3 protein-coding genes and 1 pseudogene are annotated in these 4329 nt (G+C 70.4%); 1 reads left to right on the forward strand and 3 read right to left on the reverse strand.

The features are described 5' to 3' along the window. Nucleotides 1-257: 257 nt before the first annotated feature. Nucleotides 258-558: pseudogene (locus tag H074_RS41435) on the reverse strand (transposase); the annotation flags it as partial. A gap of 408 nt (nt 559-966) precedes the next feature. Here H074_RS41435 and H074_RS07475 point away from each other — a divergent pair. Continuing rightward, complete coding sequence (locus H074_RS07475; RefSeq protein WP_007029420.1) at nt 967-3405, forward strand: ATP-binding protein; 2439 nt, start codon at nt 967-969, stop codon at nt 3403-3405. Between the two features lie 8 nt (nt 3406-3413). Here H074_RS07475 and H074_RS07480 read toward each other — a convergent pair whose 3' ends face one another. Both H074_RS07480 and H074_RS07485 read right to left on the reverse strand, forming a co-directional pair. Continuing rightward, a complete protein-coding gene (locus H074_RS07480) occupies nt 3414-3668 on the reverse strand; it encodes a hypothetical protein (protein ID WP_235096684.1) in 255 nt (84 codons plus the stop codon). A 128-nt stretch (nt 3669-3796) separates the two neighbouring features. Then, on the reverse strand, nt 3797-4222 hold the full coding sequence (locus tag H074_RS07485) for a hypothetical protein (RefSeq protein WP_007029422.1): 426 nt from the start codon (nt 4220-4222) through the stop codon (nt 3797-3799). Between the last annotated feature and the right edge of the window lie 107 nt (nt 4223-4329).

The following is a 4329-nucleotide window of genomic DNA, read 5'->3' on the forward strand; positions in this document are numbered from 1 at the left end:
CAACTCCTCAAAACCCACGATCCCCGCAACCCCCGAAATCCAGGGTGTTGCGGGGATCGCTAGAACCCGCCACACCGGCGACGGGCCCCTCACCATGCCCGCGGCCCGAAGAGCCTGTCTTTGAACCTGGTCAGGCGGTCCTGGCCCGCTGTTTTGGCGGGTCAGGCGCCTGGCCCTCGTAGTGATCCTGGAGAGGTTGATGAACGCGGCGGAGCGGTCCTGGCTGCTGGCGACGGTGACCAGCACGACCAGCAGCAGGCCCTGACCGACCGGGAATCGATCACCGCCGCGCTCGGCGCCGGATTCCGTCCCGCTCGTGACCGGATCTCCTCGCACAGCCAGTCACGGACCTAGCCGAACACCCCGGCTTCGCTCCAGCGGGCGAAGAACCCGTGCACCGTCTTCCAGGGCGGGAAGCCCTCGGTAGCGCCCGCCATGTGATGCCGTTGTCGGTGACCTAGCGCAGCGCGTCCATGATCGCGCGGCGCGGATGTTCTCCGGCCGGCCGCCCACCGCGGTCCCGCACGCGGGCCGGGGCAGCAACGGCCCCAGCAACACCCACTCGGCATCAGTGGCGTCCGACGGATAACGACGAGGCCCTCAGCAGCCGTTCAGCGGCGGTGTCGCCCAGGCAGTATTCGACATCGAAATTCGTGTTCATCGCGCACTGGGTCGTACCGATGGCCGGCTCGGTCGCGCCGAGCGAGGGCGGCAATGACCACTTTGGACAGTCGATGACGCCAGGTGTCCGGGCCGGGCGCCTCGGTTCGCCGGGAGACGCACCACCCGTGACGATGGTTACACCGGGCGGCACACGGTCCGGGGTGGCCGCCGTCCGCGATGTGGGAGCCGCGCGGAACCGTTGTCAACACTGTGTTCTCACGGCCGTCACTTTCCGAGGCCGGCCGTGCTTTTTGAGACCTAGGTCAAGTTGAGCCCGCAGGGTGGGTATGGATAATTCGGCCCATGACGAACGCCGCCTTGGGAAGGGCAGCCACGACTTTCAGGGCGCTGCTGAAGGGTTACCGCGTTCGCGCCGAGCTCACCCAGGAGGAGCTCGCCGAGGGGTCCGGGGTGAGTGTCCGGGCCATCAGCGACATGGAGCGCGGGATCGCCAAGAGCCCGCAACGCCGGACGATCGAAGCACTCGCCGCGCCGCTGTCCTTGACCGATGAAGAGCTGACCGGCCTGCAGAAGGTCGCGAGGCAGGGCCGCGCCCAGCCGACCCCCGCCCCCGCGCCCGCGGCGGCCGGGATCTACGGAACACCGTTGATCGGCCTCCTGCCGACGGACGTCGACGACCTCACCGGACGCGAAAGCGATCTCGACGCGTTGCGCGCCCTTTCCGCCGATCTGAGCGGCGGCCGCCGCCGGTCGGGGCGGGTCGCCATCCTGAGCGGGCCGCCCGGAACCGGCAAGACCACCCTCGCGGTCCGGGTGGCGCACAACCTCGCCGGCGAATTCCCCGACGGCAGGCTCTTCCTGAAGCTGCGCGGCATGTCCGCCGAGCCGACGAACCCGGCGGACGTGCTGCATCTGATCCTGCGCTCGCTGGGCGTCGACGCCGTCCGCATCCCGGCCGACCCGGAGGACCGGGCGGGCCTGTGCCGCTCCCTCCTGCAGGACCGGGCCACCCTGATCGTCCTGGACGACGCGGCCGATGAAGCCCAGGTCCGTCCGCTGCTGGTCGGCGGGCCGCGGTGTCTCACCCTGATCACCAGCCGTCAGATGCTGGTGGGGCTGGAACGCGCGAGCAGGCTCCCCCTCGACGTGTTCGGCGAGGACGACGCGGTCACCTTGCTGTCGACCATCATCGGGGCGGGCCGGGTCGCGCGGGAGCGGCAGGCGGCGCTCGAACTGGTCGAATTGTGCGGGCGGCTGCCGCTGGCGCTGCGCATCGCGGGCAACCGGCTGGCGAGCCGCCCGGCGTGGCCGCTGTCGCGCCTGGTGGATCAGCTCCGGGACCGCAGCAGACGGCTGACCACGCTGACCGCCGGCGATCTCGACGTGCGCAGCGTGTTCGAACTGTCGTACCGCCAGCTCAGCCCGAACGCCGCCGCGGTGTTCCGGCGGCTGTCGCTCGTCCCGGCGGCGGACTTCTCGGTGGGGGCCGCGATGACGCTCATCGAAGCCTCCGACGAGGACGACGCCGCCGTCTTCCTGGAGGAACTGGCCGACGCGAGCCTGCTGCAGACGTCGCAGGAGAACGGCCGGTACCAGTTCCACGACCTCCTGCGGGTGTTCGCGACCGAACGGCTGGCCCGGGAGGAAACCCCCGACGTCGTCGAGGCGGCGGAGAACCGGCTGGCCGACTGGCTGGTGCGCACCGCGACGGCGGCGGGCCGCTACTTCCACCCGACAGACGGGGTCAGCCCGCTCCCGGTAGCGACGCCCTCGTTCGGTGATCACTCCGGGGCGGGCAGGTGGCTGGAGGTCGAGCTGAAGAACTGGCTCGCCGCGGTCAAGAGCGTCGCCGCTCGCGGAGACCATCGCCCGGTTCTCGACCTGGCCGAGTCCATGCACTGGTACTCGGAGATCGGCGGGACCGCCGGCACCTGGTACGACGTGTTCGAACTCGCCGTGAACTCGGCCATCGCGCTCGGCAGCAAACGGGACGAGGCCGTCCACCTGAACTATCTGGCCTGGGTGCAGGCTTCGCTGTGCGACCAGGCCGAAGAATCCGTCAAGCTGGCCCAGCGGGCCTTGGACGCCGCGGTCGAGGCGGGCGACCGTCGCGAACAGGGCTGGGCTCGGGTGTACCTGACGAGCGCGCATGCCCGCGACGCCGGGCGCACGACGTCGCCCAAGCTCTTCGACGAGGCGGCGCACCTGTTCGAAGAGGCGGGTTATCCGCTCGGAGTCCATGTGGCGCGGGCGATGCGGGCGTCGTACTGGTACCGGAACGGCCGGTTCGAAGAAGCCGCCGAAGAGTTCGATGTCTGCGTCCGCTACTTCGGGCAGGACTTCGGCGGCTCGCGCACGCCCGTGGACGACACCAATCACGCGTACCTGCTGTTGCGTTCGGCGCAGAACCTCGCCGCGCTCGATCTGCCCGATCGGGCACTCGCGCACTGTGAAACGGCGCTCGACCTGTTCCGCCGCCACGGCGCCGCGATGGGGCAGGCCCGCGCGCTCCAGGCCACCGGATCGTTGATGCGCCGCCGGGGCGACCACGCGAACGCGCGCCGCCGCTTGACCGAGGCCGGGGAACTCTACGAACGCATCGGGCTGACCCAGGCTCAGATCGACACACTCTGTGACAGGGCGGCCCTGTCCGAGGAGATGGGCGACCCGGCGTCGGCGCGCGCGGACCGGGAACGCGCGCTGGGCCTCTGCGACCGGCTCGGCCGGGCCGAAGGCGGCAGACTGCGGGAGAAACTGGCCGACCGCCTCAACGCCTCGTAGTCCCGCCGTCAGGAGGCGCGGGTCAGTTCCTCCCAGGTGATGTGCCCGAGCAGGACGTCCTGGATGGTGTAGCGGGGCGTGGGTTCGAACTCGGCGATGGTCGCGGAAGCGCCTGCCCTCGACAGCCCGGCGGCCGCGGCGATCCGGCCGCCGAGTTCACCCGCGTCCAGGTCGCGGATGTCGTCGCGGGAGACGTACACGGCCACCATGTCCTCTTCGGCCCGGGCAGGACGACCGTGGAAACCCTGGATTCGTAGCGACACGTCAACTCCTTGGTGTTGAGCGGTTCTGCGACTCTGGAATCAGTAAACGGCACCCGTGTCCCGGTCACCATGAACAACCACCAGCAGAACGACCGGAAGGAAAGTCACGCCGGAGCGGCGGTTCCGGGTCAGCCCGCGCTCCACACCGGCGTCCGCTCCGCCCCCGGCGGTGCCAGCACGAAACCGGCCGCGCGCCGGACGACGTCCGGCGGCACCGGCTCCGCCGACGCCCCCCGCGCCCGGATGTGGCCGAGCAGATCCGGCTCCGGCGCCATCCCGTGGTGCTCCAGGTAGTAGGTGACGGTGTCGGTCCAGATCCACGTCCCGTCGGTGAGGAAGTTCGTCGGCACGACCGCGGTCCGGTCCGGGTCGACGACGTCGTCCAGCAAGGACGGCGTGACCAGCACCGGGGTACCGCCGGCCAGATACGCGACGAGGGCCCGCAGTTCTTCCGGGTCCTCGATCCGCGGGCGGCCGGGCGCGAACCCCGGGCCCGTTTCGGGGTCGACGAAGTCGAACACCCTGGCCAGGGTGAACTCTCGCGTTGTGGTCACCGGGTACCTCCTGAGGAAGGGCATGGATTCGCCACCCGAGCACACCGCACCGAACCGCCGGGCACCAGGCAGGAGAGGCGGCAGAACCGTCCGGCGGTTCCTGTCGG

It is taken from the genome of Amycolatopsis decaplanina DSM 44594 (genome assembly GCF_000342005.1).
Classification (GTDB): Bacteria; Actinomycetota; Actinomycetes; order Mycobacteriales; family Pseudonocardiaceae; genus Amycolatopsis; species Amycolatopsis decaplanina.

Coding starts and splice junctions, on each gene's coding strand:
- H074_RS07475 (WP_007029420.1), top strand. CDS start 967: ATGACGAACGCCGCCTTGGGAAGGGCAGCCACGACTTTCAGGGCGCTG.